This is a genomic window from Pseudomonas gingeri, assembly GCF_013385635.1.
In the GTDB taxonomy this organism is placed as follows: domain Bacteria; phylum Pseudomonadota; class Gammaproteobacteria; order Pseudomonadales; family Pseudomonadaceae; genus Aquipseudomonas; species Aquipseudomonas gingeri_A.
Genome location: NZ_JACAPR010000028.1, coordinates 1 through 19434, shown reverse-complemented (window position 1 = coordinate 19434; position 19434 = coordinate 1). Strand labels below are relative to the sequence as shown.

General features: G+C 61.7%; 9 protein-coding genes. 7 read left to right on the top strand and 2 right to left on the bottom strand.

All coding sequences use genetic code 11. The annotated features are described in order from the left end of the window. Nucleotides 1-83 precede the first annotated feature (83 nt). The 4 genes from HX851_RS28440 (at nucleotide 84) to HX851_RS28425 (ending at nucleotide 13494) form a co-directional block, all read left to right on the top strand. The gene (locus HX851_RS28440) at nucleotides 84-12083 is read left to right on the top strand and encodes a two-partner secretion domain-containing protein (RefSeq protein WP_177064109.1); all 12000 of its coding nucleotides are present in this window, start codon (nucleotides 84-86) and stop codon (nucleotides 12081-12083) included. Nucleotides 12084-12086: 3 nt separating this feature from the next. Beyond that, complete coding sequence (locus HX851_RS28435) at nucleotides 12087-12683, top strand: hypothetical protein (RefSeq protein ID WP_177064108.1); 597 nt, start codon at nucleotides 12087-12089, stop codon at nucleotides 12681-12683. 27 nt (nucleotides 12684-12710) lie between these two features. Continuing rightward, entirely contained in the window at nucleotides 12711-13118 is a 408-nt protein-coding gene (locus tag HX851_RS28430) for a hypothetical protein (protein WP_177064107.1), read from the top strand. Nucleotides 13119-13278: 160 nt separating this feature from the next. Continuing rightward, the gene (locus HX851_RS28425) at nucleotides 13279-13494 is read left to right on the top strand and encodes a hypothetical protein (RefSeq protein ID WP_177064106.1); all 216 of its coding nucleotides are present in this window, start codon (nucleotides 13279-13281) and stop codon (nucleotides 13492-13494) included. 66 nt (nucleotides 13495-13560) lie between these two features. On the opposite strand, the gene HX851_RS28420 is transcribed toward HX851_RS28425, so the two are convergent. Next, entirely contained in the window at nucleotides 13561-14439 is an 879-nt protein-coding gene (locus tag HX851_RS28420; RefSeq protein WP_177063613.1) for a LysR family transcriptional regulator, read from the bottom strand. 244 nt (nucleotides 14440-14683) lie between these two features. On the opposite strand from HX851_RS28420, the gene HX851_RS28415 reads away from it, so the two are divergent. Next, the gene (locus HX851_RS28415) at nucleotides 14684-15997 is read left to right on the top strand and encodes an MFS transporter (RefSeq protein ID WP_177063612.1); all 1314 of its coding nucleotides are present in this window, start codon (nucleotides 14684-14686) and stop codon (nucleotides 15995-15997) included. Between the two features lie 165 nt (nucleotides 15998-16162). On the opposite strand, the gene HX851_RS28410 is transcribed toward HX851_RS28415, so the two are convergent. After that, the gene (locus tag HX851_RS28410) at nucleotides 16163-17005 is read right to left on the bottom strand and encodes a LysR family transcriptional regulator (RefSeq protein WP_177064105.1); all 843 of its coding nucleotides are present in this window, start codon (nucleotides 17003-17005) and stop codon (nucleotides 16163-16165) included. Nucleotides 17006-17108: 103 nt separating this feature from the next. On the opposite strand from HX851_RS28410, the gene HX851_RS28405 reads away from it, so the two are divergent. Both HX851_RS28405 and HX851_RS28400 read left to right on the top strand, forming a co-directional pair. Beyond that, complete coding sequence (locus tag HX851_RS28405) at nucleotides 17109-17816, top strand: HAD-IA family hydrolase (RefSeq protein ID WP_177064104.1); 708 nt, start codon at nucleotides 17109-17111, stop codon at nucleotides 17814-17816. 166 nt (nucleotides 17817-17982) lie between these two features. After that, entirely contained in the window at nucleotides 17983-19155 is a 1173-nt protein-coding gene (locus HX851_RS28400) for an MFS transporter (protein WP_177064177.1), read from the top strand. Nucleotides 19156-19434 lie beyond the last annotated feature (279 nt).

The window sequence follows — 19434 nt, the reverse complement described above, 5'->3', positions numbered from 1 at the left end:
CCAGGTGGCAGCCCGTCGTACACGATCTCCTTGCAGTTGAGCGTCTTCTCATCCTGCGTTTCATCTGATTCGAGATTCCTGACATGGACGTCCGCCAGTTCGCGCTTCTTGCGCGCCAGCCTTCTGCTGCCCTGAAAAAACGTGAGCACTTCCTTGGACTGCCCAAGCGCGGACTGGCGTTCCTGTTGGCGAACGTCATGTTCTGGCAACCGCTCTGGGCCCAGGCGGATGGGATCGTGGTCAGCGCGCCGGGGACTACCCTGGGCCAGGCGGGCAATGGCGTGCCCATCGTCAATATCGCCGCGCCCAACGGCAGTGGCTTGTCGCACAACCAGTTCCACGACTACAACGTCGGCGCCAACGGCGTCATCCTCAACAATGCCACCGACCGGACCCAGTCCACGCAACTGGGTGGGATCATCCTCGGCAACAGCAACCTCAACGGCCGTGCCGCCACCACCATCCTCAACGAAGTCAACGGCGGCAGCCCCAGCCAGTTGCGTGGCTACACCGAAGTGGCGGGGCAGTCGGCCCATGTGATCGTCGCCAACCCTTACGGCATCAGTTGCAGCGGTTGCGGCTTCATCAACACGCCGCAGGCAACGCTCACCACCGGTAAACCGGTGATCACCAACGGCCAGGTGTCGGGTTACCAGGTCGACCAGGGCAGCGTGTCCATCGAAGGCGCCGGGCTTAACGCCAACAATATCGACCAGTTCGAAATCATCACTCGTTCGGCCAAGCTCAATGCCGAGATCCAGGCGAAGAACCTGGCGATCATTGCCGGCGCCAACGATGTCGATGCCAAGACCCTCAAGGCCACCGCCCGCACGGCCAATCCCGCCAATGCCCCACAACTGGCCATCGACTCCTCAGCGTTGGGCGGCATGTACGCCGGGGCGATCAAGCTGGTGGGCACCGAAGCCGGTGTCGGGGTCAAGCTCGACGGCAAGATGGTCGCCAGCGGTGGCGATATCCAACTCGATGCCAACGGTCATCTGAGCATGGTCGACACGGCGGCGAGCGGAGCGGTCGACGTGAAGGCTCGGAGCCTGGAGGCCAAGGGCACGGTCTACGCTGGCACCACCCTGGACATGCACACCCAAGGCGACCTGAGCAGCCAGAACAACCTGGTCGCCAAGGACCACATCACTCTTACCAGCGGCGGCCAACTGGCCAACAACGGCATCATCGAAGCCGGGGTCAATCTTGATAACACCCGCAACACCGACGCCGATATCAGCATCAGCGCGCAGAACCTCAACAACGCCGGCAAGAACATCATTGCCAGCCGCGACCTGAACGTCACCACCGCCCAGACCCTGAACAACCAGGGCGGCACCCTGAGCGGCCAGCGCCAGACCACGGTCACCGCTGGCACCCTCGACAACCAGAACAAGGGCCGGGTACTCAGTGCCGACCGCCTGAACCTGACCGCCGACAAGGCCATCAACGGCAAGGACGGCCTGATCTCCAGCAACGGCGATCTGGTGGTCAACGTCGGCGCGCTAGGCAATCGCGGCGGGGAGATTTCCAGCCTGGCCGATGTCACCCTCAACGTCGCCACCCTGGACAACAGCGCCGGCCTGATCGCGTCCGACAAGAGCCTGAATCTCATGGCCAGTGGCGCTGCCAATAACCGTGGCGGCGCCTTGTCAGGTTCAACCCTGGTCACCCTGAAGGGCGCGAGTCTGGACAATACCCAGGGGCAGATCACCGGCGACCTGGGGTTGAGCATCGACCTCAGCGGCGCGTTGGATAACCACGGGGGAACCCTGGGTTCCGGCAAGGCCTTGAGCCTGACCGCTGCCAGCCTCGACAACCGTGCGGCAGGCACGGTGCTGGCGGCGGACGGCAATCTGACCGCTACCGTCAGCGGCGCATTTGATAACCGTGAACAGGGCAAGCTGCGCGCCACGGGCAGCATTGACCTGAATACCGGCAGCCTGGACAACCGCGGCGGCAGCCTGGCGGGCAAGGATCACCTGACCGTACGTAGCGCTTCGGCGGACAACCGTGGCGGCCTGATCCAGGCCGACAAGGACCTCAAGCTGCTGGTCGATCAGTTGGACAACCGCGACAAGGGCAATCTTGTCGCCAAGGCGGCCATCGGCTTCGAAGGCACCCGCCTGGACAACAGCGGCGGCCTGCTCAGCGCGGTCGGCCCGGTCAGTCTCAAGGCCAAAGAGGTTGCCAACACCCAGGGCCGTATTGCCAGCCAGGGCGACCTCGACGCCAGCATTGACAGCCTGAGCCAGCAGGGTGGGGCGCTGGTGGCCCAGGGCTCCTTGCTGCTGACCGGCAAGAGCCTCGACAACCGCAATGGCGGTACGCTCGCCAGCACCCAGGGCCTGACCGTCAATGTCGAGCAGATCGACAACCGCGCCGGCGAGCTGTCCAGTACCCGCGGTAGCGTCAGTGTCAGCGGACAGCGCCTGGATAACAGCGATGGCGGCAAGCTGCTGACCGAGACCGATCTTGGCGTCACCGTGGCGCAAGTGATCAACCAGAACAAGGGCCGTCTGTTCGCCAAGGGCAGCGTCAACCTGAGCGGCACGAGCCTGGATAACAGCGGCGGGAACATCTCCGCCCTCCAGGGCCTGGATATCCGCCTTGATGGCGCGCTGCTCAACAACACCGGCCTGCTCAGCAGCGAAGGTGCCCTGGACCTCAAGGTCGGTAGCCTGGACAACACGGCCGGCAAGTTCGGCAGTGCCGCCGACCTGTCGATCGAGAGCCTGGGGGCGTTGCTCAACCAGGGCGGCTCGATCCTCACGGACCAGGGCCTGGTACTCGTCAGCAGCAGCCTCGACAACAGCCGCAAGGGCCTGATCAGCGGCAAGGGCGCCACCCGCGTCACCACCGGCACTCTCGACAACAGTCAGGCAGGACGGCTGACCAGCGACGACCGCCTGGACCTGACGGCAACCCGGGTCAACAACGGCGCGTCCGGCCGTATCGCCAGTGCCAGGGACCTGACTGCCAGCATCACCGGCCTCGACCAGCAGGGCGGCGAACTGTTCAGCAAGACCCAGCTGAGCCTCGACCTGCACAACGGCCGTCTGGACAACAGCAACGGCCTGATCAACGGCCCGCTGCTGGTGCTCAAGAACCTCGACGAGGTGGTCAACCAGGGCGGTGAGATCTCCAGCGCCCAAGCCTTCGCCATCGTCGCGAAAAGCCTCGACAACAGCAGCGGCAAACTGCTCGGCAGCCAGGGCCTGACCCTGCGCATCGATCAGGCGCTGAGCAACATCAAGGGCCTGATTGCCGCCGCGTCGCTCGACAGCCGTAGTACCAGCCTGGACAACAGCCAGGGCCTGATCAGCAGCCGGGGTGCCATCGACCTGGGCGTGACCGGAGCCTTGATCAACCAGGGCGCTACCCTGGTGGGCGATGGCGCGATCCTGTTGACGGCCAGCAGCCTGGATAACAGCAATGGCGCCATCTCCGGCAAGGCCGATGTCACGGCGAACATTGCCACTCTGGACAACCGCAACGGCAAGCTGATCGCCAGCGGTACGCTGGTCCTGGGCGGGACCTCCCTGGATAACCGTCAGAACGGCCTGGTAGGGGCGACAAAAGCGCTGAAACTCGATGTCGGCGTCATCGACAACCGCGGCGGCGAGTTCTCCAGCAGTGCCGATATCCGCCTGACCGGCAACCGCCTGGACAACAGCGACAGCGGCAAGCTCCTCGCCGATACGACGCTGACACTCGAAATGGCTCAGGTACTCAACCGCAACCTGGGGCTGCTCAAGGGCAAGACCGGCGTCACGCTGGACGGCCAGACCCTCGACAATACCGGCGGCCAACTGCTCAGCGACCAGGATGCACGACTCACCCTCGGCGCTGACCTCGACAACAGCGCTGGCCTGATCAGCAGTGAAGGCCGGCTGGATGTCAGCAGCGTCGGGCTGACCAACACTGCCGGCAGCCTGTCGAGTGCCGGGGCCCTCAAGGTCAAGGCCAGCGGGGCATTGGGCAACCAGGGCGGACGCCTGGTCAGTGACAGCAGCATCGACCTGACCAGCAGCCGTCTCGACAACGCCCAGGCGGGAGTGATCAGCGGTAAAGGTGCGGTCACTGTCAGTACCGGCGCCTATGACAATCGCACCGGCAGCCTGAGCAGCAGCGACAGCCTCACCCTGACGGCGGGGCAGGTCAGCAACCAGAACGGCCGCATCGGCAGCGACAAGGCCCTGGTCGCCAGCGTCACCGGCCTGGACCAGCAGGACGGCAAGCTCTTCAGCAACACGGCACTGACCCTGGACCTGAACAATGGCCAGCTGAACAACCAGAACGGTCTGATCAACGCACCGTCACTGGTGCTCGACAACCTCAAGGGCGTAAACAACCAGGGGGGTGAAATCTCCAGTGCACAGGCCTTCGCACTGACCGCCGACAGCCTGGATAACAGCAACGGCAAGTTGCTGAGCAACCAGGCCGTGACCTTGCGGGTCAACCAGGCGCTGGCCAACCTCAAGGGCCAGATCGCCGCCGCCGCGCTCGATATCCGCGCCGCCAGCCTCGACAACAGTGGCGGTACCGTCACCAGCCGTGGCGATCTCGACCTGACCATCCGTGGTCAACTGAGCAATCGCAGCCAGGGTCTGATCAACGCCGCGCAAGCCTTGAAGCTCAGCAGCGCCGACCTCGACAACCAGGGCGGTACCTTGCTCGGTGCCGGCGCCGTGACCCTCAACGCCATGGCCCTGAACAACAGTGGCAAGGGCCTGATCAACAGCCAGGGCGGTCTGACGATCAATGCCAGCAGCCTGGACTCCGGCAATGGCGGTGAAGTCTCGGCCAAGGGCGATATCGACCTGGCCCTCGGCGCCCTGGCCCAGAACGGTGGCCGCCTGCTCGGCGACCAGGCCATCCGCCTCGACCTGGCGGGTGGTGATCTCGACAACCGCAACGGCCTGCTCAACGCCAAGGGCCCCCTGGCCATCAATCGCCTGCGCGACCTGAACAACCAGGGCGGCGAACTCTCCAGCAGCCAGAGTTTCAATCTCGCCGGACGGACGCTGGACAACAGCGGCGGCAAGCTGATCAGCAACAACCAGTTGGGCGTGACCGGCAGCAGCCTGATCAACCAGAGCGGCCTGATGTCCGGCTGGCAGGGACTGGCCGTCAACGGTGCGAGCCTGGACAACCGCAACAGCGGTACCCTGTCCAGCCGCAACGGCAACCTGGGTGTCAACGTCAGCGGCGCATTGCTCAACAGCAATGCCGGTGCGCTGGTCAGCCAGCAGGCCTTGACCGTCAACGCCGCCAGCCTCGATAACAGCGCCGGTATCCTGTCCAGTGGCGGCGCCCAGCAGTTGACCATCAGCGGCCTGTTGAACAACGCCCAGGGCGGCTCCATCGACAGTGGTGCGGCCCTGACCCTGCAAGCCATGGCCCTGAACAACAGCGGCACCCTCAGCGCGCAGCAGAACATCGGTTTCACCGGCACCACCCTGGATAACAGCAACGGCACCCTGACCGGCAAGGGCGGGGTCAGCCTCGATCTGCTCGGTGCCCTGACCAACACCAACGGCAAGCTCGCCAGCGCCGGCCCGCTGGTGATCAGCCGCAGCAGCCAGATTAGCAACCAGGGCGGCCAACTGGTCAGCCAGGGCTTGCTGAGCCTGCTCACCGGCAGCCTGGACAACCGCAATCGCGGTACGGTCGCGGCCAATGACAACCTCGTCATCAGCAGCAGCGGCGCCGTCCAGAACAACAGCGACGGCCTGATCTACAGCCAGAACGGCGACGTCCGCCTCGGTGCCGCGAGTCTCGCCAACGGCAAGGGCTCGCTGCAAGGGCAGGGCGCACTGAACCTGACGGTCAGCGGCGATATCGACAACCAGAACGGCAGGCTGATTGCCCAGAATGGCGACCTGAGCGTCAGCGCGGCCAACCTCGACAACCGTGGCGGCACCCTGGCCAGCGTCAAGGGCGCCCTCGAAGCCCGTATCGTCGGCGTGCTGAAAAACGGCTATGACCTGGGCAACAACCGTCAGGGCGGCATCATCCAGGCCCAGCGCCTGAACCTCGGCGCCCTGGGCGGTATCGACAACTATGGCGGGCGGATCGCGGCGCAGAGTGGCGATGCCCTGATCACTACCGCCGACTTCGATAACCGCAATGGCGGTCTCTACGCCAAGGGCCTGGTGCAGGTCAGTGGCAACAACTTCGACAACAGCGGTGATAACGACGGACAGATCGCCGGCCAGCGCATCGACCTCAGCCTCAACGGCGCGCTGAACAATCGCCTGGGCGTGATTGAAAGCGACAGCACGCTACGCGTCCGCGCGGCCAGCCTCGACAACCAGACCGGCCAGATCCGTGCGCTGGGCACCAGCGGCAAGACCGATTTCCAGATCGGCGGCCTGTTCGACAACCGCAATGGCAAGCTGGAAACCGCCAACAGCGACCTGACCCTCAATGCCGGCGGCTTCCAGAACCTGGGCGGCAACCTGCTGCATGTGGGCAGCGGCACCTTTGATATCAGCACCGCCAATATCACCAATGCCGGCGGCAGCCTGCTGACCCGTGGCGGCCTGACCCTGACGGCGGACAGCTGGACCAACAGCAGCGTGATCCAGGCCGGGCGCCTGACGGTGAACGTCAACACCCTCAACCAGACGGCGGGTGGACAACTGCTGGCCTCCGACAGCCTGACCGGCAGCGGCGGCAACTGGAACAACGATGGCCTGATCGCCAGTGATGGCACGGCCAACCTGACGCTCGCCGGCACCTACGGCGGCAATGGACGCTACAGCAGCGTCGGCACCCTGGGCCTGAGTGCGGCACAGGTGAGCCTGAGCAGTGTCGCGAGCATTGCTGGTGGGGGCGATACCACGATCAATGCCGATGGCGTGCTGAACAATTACGGCCGCCTCACCTCTGCAACTGGGCTCAGTGTTACAGCGGGCAGCTTGAATAATTATGGAACCCTGGGCAGCACCGGTACGTTGAGTGTCAACACTCCTGTCCTACTGAACGAAAAGGGCCTGATCTTCAGCGGTGGCGATAGCACACTGCAAGTCAACAGTTTCACTAACCATTCGGCCCAGGTGTACTCGCTGGGCGCCGTCAATATCGGTGGTTATGGCGGTGCGGCCCAGGCTACTCAGGTACTCAATATCTCCGGAGCGTTGGAGAGTACCGGCAAATTCACCCTCAACGCGGCAAACTTCGAGAACCGCACGGAAAGCTTCAGTGTAGGGCGTACGCTGGTCTCGGGCGCCATTGCCGTTCAGTGCCTGGACTGCTCGGGCGATCACTACGACCTCAACTATATTGCTCGGGAGGTCTTCGAAGGACAGGACACGGACACCAGCGCCGCCGCTTCGCTCATCGCCGGCGGGGATTTCGCCTTCAAGGGCAGTAATTTCCTCAACAGCAAAAGCACTGTCAGCGCAGGCGGCAATATCACCATCCAGGCCGATAACCTGAAAAATATCGGTGCGGTCGGGGGCACCATCGAGCGTACCCGTATCTATCGAACGGGGAGGATTACCGACGGTACTGCGAACCGCTCGATGCCTTGGGTGGTCGGCTACAACCAGCGCAATAACCCTGACTTTCCGAACGTCTACTACGTCAATGCGGCCGGGGGGCTGAGCCTGGGGAGGCCCGAGTTCATCACCAGCAACGATGGTGATAGCTCGTCGACCTACCTCGGCCTGGTGAACATGGTCACGGGTGATGAAATCACCAACACCCTGATCGGCTATGGCTACAGGAGCATTCCAACCTCCCAGTATGACCGCAATAACCTGGTCGCCTTGCCGGGGCAGTTGCAGCAGTACTCGCTGACCAGTGATGTCGAAGTCTCACGGGACGGAAGCGGCACCGGTCGTAGTGCCGTCATCCAGGCGGCTGGCAAGGTTGCGATCACGGCGACCCAGAACCTGGAAAATAGCGTCATTCACCAGGATCACGCTGTTACTTCCGGGGCGAACAAAGTTCAGGCGACCCAGGTCAGCGCTGCTGGTGCACCCGTCAACATCAGGCTCAATGCTCAATTGGCACCTGATGTCGCGCAACAGCAGGTCAACCCACTAGCACTGCCGGGCTTTAGCTTGCCAAACGGGGAGAATGGCCTGTTCCGTCTCAGCGGTCAGGCCGGCTCTGGCCGATCTATGGCGAGCACCGATCAGGGTCCACAAGCGTGGAGCATGGGCAGTGCGACGGTCACTGGCAGTCAACGGCAATCGGCTGGGGACGATGTTGCGGCGCGTAACCTCTCGTTCAGCGATTCCGCTCGGGTAGCGGCCAGCGACCTCCAGCTTGACCCGCTTGCACGCCAGAGCACGAACAGCAGCATCAGTGGCAGCGTGATCAGTGTTGCAACGCCAGGAGATGCCAGCAGCCTCCAGCTTGCGGGGCAAGGTGGCTTGGTCACGCCGGTCGGCGGTCAAGTCATCAATCGTGTGCAGGGCCTGCCGGACACCTCGGGCCGTTCCAATCCGCAGAAGTACCTGATCGAAACCAACCCGGTGCTGACCGATCTCCGGCAGTTCATGAGTTCGGACTACTTGCTGTCCAACCTCGGCTACAACCCCGATGAAAGCGCCAAGCGCCTGGGCGACGGTTTCTATGAGCAGAAGCTGATCCAGCAGGCGGTCGTGGCGCGAACCGGTCAACGTTTTATCGACGGCCAGACTTCCGACGAAGCGCTGTACAAGTACCTGATGGATAACGCCGTCAAGAGCAAGCAGCAGCTCGATCTGTCGGTGGGGGTCAGCCTGACCTCCGAGCAGGTGGCGGCGCTGACCCACGATATCGTCTGGCTCGAAGAGCACGAAGTGAATGGCGAAAAGGTCCTGGTGCCGGTGCTCTACCTGGCCCAGGCCACCAACCGCCTGGCGCCGAACGGGGCGTTGATCCAGGGTGCGGATGTCACGCTGATCGCCGGCAAGGACCTGAACAACGCGGGGACGTTGCGGTCCAGCAATAATCTGTCGGCGACGGCAGGTAACGACATCGTCAACAGCGGCCTGATCGAAGCCGGTAATCGCCTGGATCTGCTGGCGGTCAACAACCTGACCAACAAGTCCGGTGGGATCATCAGTGGGCGTGACGTCAACCTGACCACCATCAGCGGTGACATGGTCAACGAACGGACGGTGACGACCGAAAAGGCCGGCGGCAATATCTATGACCGCCAGCGCAGCTTCCTGGATAACGCCGCTCGTATCGAGGCCGCCAACAACCTGAGCATCGATGCCGGACAGGATGTCATCAATGCGGGCAGTGTATTGCACAGCGGTGCTGATACAGCGGTCAAGGCCGGGCGCGATATCGATATCGTGAGTACCGCGCGTATCGACAAGGATGATTACGGGCCCAAGCACAACAGCAGCTCCATCACCCAGACGGGATCTGTTGTCGATACTGGCCGTGATCTGAAACTGGTCGCGGGCCGGGATCTGTCGGTGATTGGCAGTCAGATCGATGTCCAGCACGATGTCAGTATGGCGGCTGCTGAAAACCTGACCCTGGGCTCGGCGGCTGACGAAAGCCATTCGTACTCCAAGTCGAAGAAACTCACGACCCAGGAAGACCACGTCAAGCAGATCGCCACGACCGTGACGGCCGGTGGGGATGTCGCCCTCACTGCCGGGCAGGACATGGCATTGGTGTCCAGTCGGATCAATGCGGGCAATGAGGCCTATCTGGTGGCGGGTGGCGATCTGGAGCTGCTTGCCGCGCAGGACAGCGATTACTCGCTGTATGACAAGAAGAAAAAGGGCAGCTTCGGCAAGTTGAAAACCCGTCACGATGAAGTGACCCAGGTAACGAACGTCGGCAGCGAGATCAAGACCGGAGGGAACCTGACGCTCAAGAGTGGAGATGACCAGCGCTACCAAGTGGCAAAACTGGAGAGCGGCAAGGACCTCACGTTGGATAGTGCAGGCAGTATCACCTTCGAGGGAGTGAAGGACCTTCACGACGAGAGCCATACCAAAACCAACAACAACGCCTTCTGGAACTCTTCCAAGGGCAAGGGGAATACCGATGAAACGCTTCGCCAGAGCCAACTGACGGCGGCTGGGGCCATCACCATCAAGGCTGTCGAAGGCCTGTCGATCGATGTCAGGCAGGTCAATCAGCAGACGGTCAGCCAAAGCATCGATGCCATGGTGAAAGCTGATCCGAAGCTTGCCTGGCTCAAGGAGGCCGAGCAGAGGGGGGACGTGGACTGGCGACAAGTGAAGGAGATTCATGAGTCCTTCAAGTACAACACCTCGGGTCTGGGGCCAGCTTCGCAGTTGATCATCGCGATTGCTTTGGCTGCGGTCATGGGGCCGATGATGGCTGGCTGGAACACCATGGCTCAGGCGGGCGCCGTCAGTGTTGCAACCAAGGCGACCGTCAGCACCGTCAATAATCGGGGCAACCTGGGCGCGATACTCAAGGATGTGACCTCCAAGGACAGCCTCAAGGGCTATGCCGTTTCGATCGCGACGGCAGGTGTGGCCAAAGGGCTCAACTATAGCCCGGGTACTGTGGGATTCAACGCCCAGAGCCTGCAGACCGTTGCAATGAAAGTAGCGGCGGATGCCGTGATCAAGACAGCGGTGTATGGCGGCAGCTTCCAGGACAATCTCGCCAGCTCGGCAATGGGCACAGCGGCCAGCATCGGTGGAGCAATTGGGGCTGGCAAGATCGGTGATCAGGGGCTACCCGAAGGTGGTTTTGAAAAGATCCTGTTGCACGCCGGTCTCGGTGGCTTGCTGTCCAAGGCCATGGGGGGGGATTTCCGTACGGGGGCCATCGCTGGCGGCGCCAACGAAATACTGGTAGGGGCGTTGGGCGACAAACTTTTGCCGGAAAACCTCAAGCGCGGTTCACCCGAATACATCCAGGCTCAAGCAAACCTCATGGCGCTTTCGCAAATTGTCGGAGTGCTCGGTGCGGTGGCATCCAATGGCAACGCTGCCATTGCATCGGCGGTCGCGGGTAATGCCACCGAGTACAACTTCCTGGGGGACCATTCGAAAGCCATACGTGATCGTGCCCGTGAAGAGTATGACAAGACCGGCAGTCTTGCCGATGCGAGGAAGCTGGCTCTGCTCGAGGGTGCTGATCATCGTAGCGAGAACCTGCTGGCCATGCAGCATGACCACCCCGAGTCCATGTCGGCGGCGGACAAGAGGGAACTGGCCGCCTACCTGCAACTATATGGTGCCGAGCAGGAATCGCTGTATGGCCATGACGTTGCGGTGGCGCTGGTCAATAAACTGCTTGCGGAGGGGCCGGACCCCACTCGTGGTTACCTCTATGCGGGGATGGCCGGTGCAAAGATCTCTTATGCCGACCAAATGCGCGAGGCGGCCGGCGTCTCTGTATTCAACCCGCTCTGGACTCGCAAGCAGACAGATAACGAACTGATTTACAGGGACGCCCTGGCAGACCTGCGGATCAATAATGAAATGCAGGGATTGTCCAATATTGGCACACCGGCGTTGTACGCCATGTCCGGACCGCTAGGGGCGACTATAAGAGCCCTTGCGGCGATGAATGGTGCGGCCCAGGCCGGGTATGGTTTCGATCAGGGAATGAAGGGTGACTACTGGAATTCCGTTGGGAACCTGTTGGCGGGTTCATTGGGGGTGGCAGGACTTGCCGTACCTAATGTCATGCCTTCTGTCAGCGGGGGGAGTGCGGTCGCGGCGCAGGCAGAGAGAGAGCTGTTTGCGGCGATCAGCTCGATTCCTTCGAAGACCCAGGCTTCCAAGATCGCGACCATGATTGGTGCCTACGATCCAGAGACCGGAGCCATCGCAGTTGGAGCCAGCAATGGCAAGGTCACGGCAGAAATGCTGGATCCAAGGACGGTCAACTTTATAGAGGGCAAGCTGGGTGTTAAGGTTGGCGAAGTGACAGGTCTTTGTGCCAATAAAGCCGGTGCTTGTGCCGAAGTATTTGCCGCGGATCAGTTGATCAGGAAAGGTGTTGATCCTGAAAAAATCAGGTTTACACCCGCTTACCGGCCGAGGGAGGTTCTTAATGGAACACCTATCTCGAAGTCGGGCGTTGAAACCTGTAAGAACTGTGCAGCGACCTGGCTGGGGAATTGAAGGATGAGTGAGTTGGATGAGAACTGGGTTCCAGGGTTCGGAGATATCGTGACCTGGTTCGCCGTGGATAAATTTGGTCGGGTGGCCGTCATGGTCAACAACTGTTTCGGGCAGCTTCCGAAGGTTTTGCTGAAAACCGTTGATTTGGAGACAGAGCTCGACCGGATCAGTGAGTACATATGGGGTGAGTCGTCCGAGTTTCCCGATATCCCTGCGAACAAGGGCGGAGAGACAAGGCTCGATTGCTACTCCTTTGCTACCTATAGAGATACCTCCAGGTCTGAAGTTGAGGGCATAGTCCTTCAAGGGAGTTTCCTGAGTGCCAGTGAGTATTCTCTACCCTCTACCCGTGGGTATTTTGTCTTTCATGCCGTAGAGGGCGACAGGATCGGGGCTGACCATCCTGTCGGCTATGACGGGGCCAGCACGATGGGTGATTACTTCAGGTATCTGGTGCCAACGGTTCATGCGCAGATCAACGATATTCCCGAGCCTCTCAGGCGCTTTTTTGTGGTGTCCTCCGATGTTGATTTTGAGAAAGACAGATTCTTCGAAAGCGATCGCCTGAATGATTTTTTTGTGAGTATGTATCCTGGCTAGCCATCGTCGCTCCCATCGGGCGGTCGAATGAGCAGTGATCGGGAGGCGTTGGAGAAAATCCTTGGCGGCGCCGTTGAACAGCGTGGGCAGCGTGCGGTACCTGGCTCAAGCCCAGTTGAGGGAGTGGAATTTGTCTACTACGAGGATGATGGTAAGAGTAAGGCAAAGAAGCAGTTCAACGCCCTCCTGGATTCAGCGGGTGTGATCACGGCCACCAGCGGTGGAGTTGTTTCTGACAGTTGCAAAATTCATCTGCCGGATGGACTTCAGTTCCACGCTCTCTCTTACCATGGTGATATAGAGGGCTGGCGGGAGGCCGTTGAGGCTGGAGCCAAGGCCCGTGGATTGCTCCTTGCCCGAATTGACGGTGAGCAGTTTGTCGTGTCCGATGGGCGCTCGATTCCCCTGTCAGGCTGTAAAGTGGAATTCCCTTGAGTCTGTTTATCTTTTGATCGCTCCCACGCTCCAGCGTGGGTGTGTCTCACTGGACGCTCTGCGTCCGTCCTTTGTGACGCGGAGCGTCACGGGCTGCATGCCCACGCAGAGCGTGGGAACGATCGCAATATTTTAATGACCTCAAGTGATGGTGGATCTGATGGAAGTTTTGGACGCAAATGCTGAACGGGCAAGTGTGAATCTATCACTCACCGAACTTCTGATTGTAAATTCCGCTTTGAATGAAGTGGTTAACGGAATCGAAGTTTTTGAATTTGAAACTCGTATTGGTGCGAGCGAGGAGCGTGTTGCTGATTTACTGGGGGAAATTGGCCGGTTGATTGACAGGTTGGAGGCGGTGAAGCGAACGAGATGAGCACGTTCGTCTTGTTTGATCACACCTGCACTCAGTGTGGGAGTGATCGCATAACTTATGTAGCGACTACGCAAACCGCCCCACCATGAACTCGATAAAACTGCTCAACTTCGGCGTCATGTGCTTGTCCGGCAGATAGACCAGGTGCAGCGGCCGGTCCAGGGTCTCGTGGTCCGGCAGCAGGTGGACCAGACGCCCATCCTTCAGGGCGTCTTCCACCAGTGTCTGCGGGAGCAGGACGATACCGATGCCTTCCAGCGCCGCATTCATCAGGGCCGTGCCGTTGTTGGCCGACAGTTGCCCGTGCACCCGCACGCTTTCGCTGCTCACCCCACGGAACAACCATTCGCGCTGCGGCGTGGCCCGCAGGAACACCAGGCAGTTGTGCTGCTGCAGATCCGCCGGCACACGTGGCGTGCCGTGGGCCTTCAGGTATGCGGGCGAGGCGCAGGCGATGCGGCGGTTCTTGCTCAGCAGGCGTGCCACCAGCCCGCTGCTGGGCAGTTCGCCGTAGCGGAACACCACGTCGAAGCCGTCTTCCACCAGGTCCACCACCCGGTCGTTGAACTGCAATTCGATATCCACTTCCGGGTAGGTCTTGAGGTAGGCGGCGATCGCCGGCATCAGCCGATCCGAGGCCAGGGTCGCCGAGGCACTCACCCGCAAGCGGCCGCGCGGATGGGCACGTTGTTCGCGGGCGACCAATTCGGCCTGTTCGATCTGTCCGAGGATCGCCAGGCATTGGCTGTAGTAGCCCTGGCCGATCTCGGTCAGGCTCTGGCGCCGCGTGGTGCGGTGCAACAGGCGAGTGCCCAGGTGCTTCTCCAGGCCCTGGATATGGTTGCCGACCATGGTCGAGGAAATGCCGATGGACTGCGCGGCGGCACTGAAGCTGCCGTGGTCCACCACCTTGACGAAGACCTTCATGCTTGCCAGGACGTCCATTGCCAACCTTTGATTGGGAGTGATCCAAGAAAGCGCTAGTTTATCAAGTGAGGCTAGGGGATCACCATGGGCAGCGACACAGGCTGAGCGCGCGTTGGCGGTTGTACAGCCGTGGTTCAGCAACCTGTGGTCATGGTGATTGGGCAAAAAGCTATTATCCGTTTCGTAGAGCGGGTTTCGGGGGTGTGTGATCAGCGGGTTATCGGGAATTTTCAGGCCGCGTCTATCGCGCCAGGTCAGTGGCATGTTGGCGATCCTCATCTCCATCGCCCTGGCCTCGCTGGACACCGCCATCGCCAATACGGCGCTGCCGGCCATCGCTACCAGCCTGCACACCACGCCGGCCGCCTCGGTGTGGATCATCAACGCCTACCAACTGTCGGCGGTCGCGACTATCCTGGCCTTCGCCTCGTTTGGCGGCGTGGTCGGGCATCGCAAGATCTACCTCTTCGGCCTGGTGCTGTTCACGGTGTCTTCGGCGCTGTGCGCGATGTCGACCACCCTGACCCAGCTGACCCTGGCCCGGGTCCTCCAGGGCGTCGGGGCGAGCGCGATCATGAGCGTCAACGCGGCGCTGATCTTCAGCCTGTTCCCGCCGGAAAAGCTCGGCAAGGGCATGGGCCTCAATGCCCTGGTGGTGGGCATGTCGTTCGCCGCCGGACCAACCGTGGCCTCGCTGATCCTGTCCGTGGCCAATTGGCCGTGGCTGTTCGGGGTGAACATCCCCATCGGCCTGATCGCCCTGGCAATGGCCATTCCTTCGCTGCCCCACACGCCGCCCAACGGCCAGCGCTTTGCCTGGATCACGGCCGGCCTGAGCATCGTCACCTTCGGCTCGCTGATCTATGCCTTGGGGGAGGGCGCGCAGTTTGCGGGCACATTGCCTATCTGCCTGGCGTTGCTGGTGTGCGTGACGGCGGGTTTTGTGATGATCCGCCGTGAAGCCGGGCATCCGGCACCGATGTTCCCCATCGATCTGCTCAAGCGCCCGATGTTCGCATTGTCGGCGCTGACGGCGGTCTGTTCCTTTGCTACCCAGGGCCTGGCCTTTGTCTCGCTGCCATTCTTTTTCGAAACGGTGCTGGGCCGCGACCCGGTGCAGACCGGCTACCTGATGACGCCCTGGTCGGTGGTGGTGGCCTTGATCGCGCCCTTTGCCGGACGGCTATCGGACCGTTACCCACCAGGCCTGCTCGGCGGTATCGGCTTGGGGGTGCTGGCCCTGGGCATGTTGTCCCTGGCCTTGCTGCCCAGCGATCCGAGCGCGCTGGATATCGGCATCCGCATGGTGATCTGCGGCCTGGGCTTCGGTTTTTTCCAGTCGCCGAACCAGAAGGCCCTGATGACCAGCGCCCCGCGGGAACGCAGCAGCGGTGCCAGCGGCATGATTGCCACCGCGCGCCTGATCGGCCAGTCGACCGGTGCCGCGCTGGTGGCGTTGAGTTTCGGTTTGTCGGCTACACATGGACCAGTCATTGCGCTGTACATCGGCGCGGGGTTTGCGACAGCCGCGTGCCTGGCCAGCTTCTCGCGGCTGGTGGCGCGCAACGACGTCTGATGCATCGATCGCGACGGATGGCCGCCTGCGGCGGTTCGCTGGCAAGCCAGCTCCCACAAGGTCACGGGCCTGACGGGATCTATTGTAGGAGCCGGCTTGCCGGCGATAGCGCCCGTATAGCCGCCGCATGGCTCAGGCTGCTCATCGCTGGCAAGCCAGCTCCTCCTACAGGTGTTCCAGCAGGTACTTGATCAGCAGTTGCTGTGGTTGGGACTGCGGCTTGTCACGGGTCACCAGCGCCAGCTCCGAGGCCGGCGGCAGACCGAAGCCTTCGGTGCTGGACAGCTCGCGATGGCCGGCCAGTACCGCCGTGCGCGGCAACAGGCTGACCCCCAGATTGGCCGATACCGCCGCCTGGATCCCCGCCAGGCTCTGGCTGGAAAACGCGATCCGCCATGCCCGGCCCTGACTTTCCAGGGTATGGATCAGCCGGTTGCGGTAGATGCAGCCCTGGGCATAAACCACCAGGGGCAGAGGGTCCTGTCGGATATCGACCCGAGCGCCACTGACCCACACCAGTTCCTCCGGCCAACTGGCGAGCGCCGTGCCTTCGCCGGCATTGCGCTTGATCAGCGCCAGGTCGAGGTCGTCGTTGGCCAGGCGGCTTTTCAGGTCCAGGCTCAGGCCATTGACGGTATCGAGACGAATCCGTGGATGGCGGCCGGCAAAGCCCGAGAGCAACTGCATCATACGCTGCACATCGAAATCCTCCGGCACACCCAGGCGTACCAGGCCGGCACCATCCCCCGACTGCATCACTGCCTGGGCCTCGCTCGCCAGCAGCACCAGGCGCCGGGCATAGCTCATCAGGCGTTCGCCATCCTCGGTCAGTTGCACTTCCTTGCACGCCCGATGGCGGACCAGCAGGGCGCGCCCGACCTGGTCTTCCAGCTTGCGAATCTGCTGGCTGACCGTGGACTGGGTGCGATTGACCCGCTCGCCGCCCTTGGTGAAGCCGCCGGCATCGATCACGCAAACGAAGGTCTTGAGCAGGTCGAGGTCGTACATGGCTATACATTCGTAAATGGAATTAAGATTGGATAATAATTTAATTTTCCAATTCATGGCAGGGGTTATAGGCTCAAAGCGTCAATTCGATGGAATCACCGCTATGTCCCTGACCCACACGCCACGCCCGCTCTGGCTGACCTTCGACTGCTACGGCACCCTGATCCAGTGGGACGAGGGCTTGCTGGCCCATGTCCACGCATTGCTTGAAGCCAAGGGCCAGTCGGGTATCGACCCGGACGAGTTCATCCGTATCTACGATCACCACGAACACCGCCTGGAACAGGAACCGCCTCATCGCTCGTTCAAGGAGGTTTCCCGTCAGTCCCTGCGCCTGGCATTGGAGGATCTGGACCTGGGCTACCAGGACAGCGATTCGGAGCAGCTCAACGCGCGGATTTCCGCCATGCCGCCGTTTCCCGAAGTGGTGTCGACCCTGGGCTGGCTGGAGGCACAGGGGTTCCGTATTGCCATCGTCTCCAATACCGACGACGACATCATTGCCGGCAATGTGGCGCAACTGAAAGGGCATATCGACCGGGTGATCACCGCCCAGCAGGCCGGGGCCTACAAGCCCGACCTGCAACTGTTCCGTCATGCCCACCAGCAACTCGGGGTGAGCAGGGAAGAGGTGCTGCATATCTGCGCCAGCCCGCACCTGGACCATGCCGCCGCCCGGGACATGGGCTTCCGTTGCGTGTGGATCGACCGTGGCACACGACGCCGGTTGCTGGCCGACTACACCCCCGATGCAATCCTGCCGGACCTGGCCGGGCTCGAAGCGCTGTTCACATCCCTGGAGTGGGTTTGAAGGCAAGCATTCTGCGGGCTGTGCCCGCAGTCATCTGCGCAGCGCAAAGCACTGATTGACGATCCGCAGGCGGATTTCCCCGAAGACAAGACAGCGCTGTCCGAAGGTGTGGTGAATGTTCTATCCTCGCGCTTTCGGCCATGCGCCGTTGGACCAAGAGGAAACGATGGGCAGGGATTACCTGGCGTTTTTCACTTCGCTGTTTCTTTCACGACTGGCCGACCAGATTTTGTTGTTCATCGTCCCGCTGCTGGTGTTCCAGACCACCCACAGCGCGTCCTGGGCCGGCCTGGCATTTTTTGTCGAGGCGCTGCCGCGTTACCTCGTGTTCCCGATCTGCGGGGCGCTCTGCGACCGTTTTTCGCCCGTGCGTATCCTGCATATCAGCCAGGTCTACCGGGCGCTGGCCTGCGTGATCGCCGTCGCCTGTCATGGGCTGTTCGACGGTATCTACTGGTTGGTGGCGCTCTCGGCGTTGTGCGGGGTGTTGACCACCCAGGGCATCATGGCCCGTGAAGTGCTGTTGCCGCATATCTTCGCGCGCTACAGCTACACCAAGACCTTGTCCTATTCACAGATCGCCGACCAGAGCGGCCTGGTACTGGGGCCCTTGCTGGCGGCGCTGCTGCTGGAGGCCATGAGCTGGCCCTGGGTGGTGCTCGGCGTGGCCGGGCTGTTCCTGCTGGCCGACCTGGCGATGCGGGTCTGGCAGCGCAGCAGTGCGATCAGCCTGGAATCCTTCGAGCAGCATCCGGGGCTCTGGCTGCAACCGCTGCGTATCGCCTTCGGCCATATCCGCAGATTGGCAGCGTTGCGCAAGATCATCTGCCTGGCGGTGGGGGTCAACCTGATCATCGGCGTGACCCTGGCCACTTCGGCGGCGCTGGTGATCGGCGTCCACGAGCAGGGCAAGGACTATTACGCCGGGCTGCAGGCGGTAGGGGCCGGTGTGACCATCGCGATCCTGTTCCTGCTGGCGCGGGTCAGCCTGCCGCTGCGGCTGCTCGGTGGACTGTCCTATGGGCTGATCCTGCTCGGTGCCTTTATCACTGCGTGCAGTCCTTCGACGACGGGTTATGTCGCCGGCTTCCTGCTGATCGTCGGTTTCGACAAGATGTTCAATGTCTACATGCGCAGCATCCGCCAGCAGGTGATTCCGCCGCAGGACTTCGGCAAGACGGTGGGGGTGATCACCTTGCTCAACAACCTCTCGCAGCCCTTGGCCGGGTTGTTGGTGGGGGTGTTGGCGGGCGCCCTGGGCACCCAGGGGGTGATCCTGGTGCTGGCCGTCGCCAGCGCCTTGATTGGGGGGGGAGGGAGATATCTTGTTGTTCGGTAGGTCGTTTCCCAAAGCCTCTGCAAGGGGATCCACATTCAACTCTTCTTCTTCACACTGGCTGGTGAACGATTCAAGGATGCCCTCGTTAGCTCGCTTTGTGCGGATCACGGATTGTCGTGACTGATCCTGTTTTTGCGAATTGGCGGACGCTCTTTGCGTCACTGCCCGGTTCATGGAAAGAGGAGCAATACCCCGCATGCTCGACAAACTGCGCACCACCTTCTTCGACCACACCCGCCACAAACTCTGGGTCCGTGATATCGACGCCGGGCTCGATGT

Excerpts from the sequence above, each read along its gene's own strand:
- HX851_RS28430 (WP_177064107.1), top strand. The coding sequence starts at position 12,711 with ATGAGCAGTGATCGGGAGGCGTTGGAGAAAATCCTTGGCGGCGCCGTT.
- HX851_RS28420 (WP_177063613.1), bottom strand. The coding sequence starts at position 14,439 with ATGGACGTCCTGGCAAGCATGAAGGTCTTCGTCAAGGTGGTGGACCAC.
- HX851_RS28425 (WP_177064106.1), top strand. The coding sequence starts at position 13,279 with ATGGAAGTTTTGGACGCAAATGCTGAACGGGCAAGTGTGAATCTATCA.
- HX851_RS28405 (WP_177064104.1), top strand. The coding sequence starts at position 17,109 with ATGTCCCTGACCCACACGCCACGCCCGCTCTGGCTGACCTTCGACTGC.
- HX851_RS28410 (WP_177064105.1), bottom strand. The coding sequence starts at position 17,005 with ATGTACGACCTCGACCTGCTCAAGACCTTCGTTTGCGTGATCGATGCC.
- HX851_RS28435 (WP_177064108.1), top strand. The coding sequence starts at position 12,087 with ATGAGTGAGTTGGATGAGAACTGGGTTCCAGGGTTCGGAGATATCGTG.
- HX851_RS28400 (WP_177064177.1), top strand. The coding sequence starts at position 17,983 with ATGGGCAGGGATTACCTGGCGTTTTTCACTTCGCTGTTTCTTTCACGA.
- HX851_RS28440 (WP_177064109.1), top strand. The coding sequence starts at position 84 with ATGGACGTCCGCCAGTTCGCGCTTCTTGCGCGCCAGCCTTCTGCTGCC.
- HX851_RS28415 (WP_177063612.1), top strand. The coding sequence starts at position 14,684 with ATGTTGGCGATCCTCATCTCCATCGCCCTGGCCTCGCTGGACACCGCC.